The organism is Helicobacter saguini (genome assembly GCF_000762875.2).
In the GTDB taxonomy this organism is placed as follows: Bacteria; Campylobacterota; Campylobacteria; order Campylobacterales; family Helicobacteraceae; genus Helicobacter_A; species Helicobacter_A saguini.
On the sequence record NZ_JRMP02000067.1, the window covers coordinates 1 to 391 of the forward strand.

Consider the following 391-nt stretch of genomic DNA (forward strand, 5'->3'; position numbering starts at 1 on the left):
TGTAAAGCAAGGACAAGAAGTAAAAGCAGGAGAGCTTATAGGATATAGTGGTATAAGTGGCAATGCTAATAATACAAAAGCACCACATTTACATCTTGAAATAAAAGATGATGCTAAAGCAACAGGAATGAACAATAGAATAAACCCAGCCTTTTACTTACAAGCTAAAGTAATTGAAAGTGATTTTACTAAAGAAGAAAAACAAGAACAAGAAAGATGTAGCAAGGACATGAAAAAATGTTTATTTGATAAAAAGGAGTAAATATGTGTTTTATTGTACCAGAATGGTTTGAAAAAGGTAACGATTTAGAATTAAACAATTCACTAAGCATAGATGAAAGAAAAAGAAGAGTAAAAGAAGGTGCATCTATGGTATTAGATGATATTAATA

At 29.7% G+C, this 391-nt stretch carries 1 protein-coding gene; it reads left to right on the plus strand.

Translation table 11 applies throughout. The annotated features are described in order from the left end of the window. Window positions 1-262, plus strand: a 262-nt coding sequence (locus LS64_RS12190) for a M23 family metallopeptidase (protein ID WP_138127399.1), incomplete at its 5' end; no start/stop codon positions are given. Window positions 263-391 lie beyond the last annotated feature (129 nt).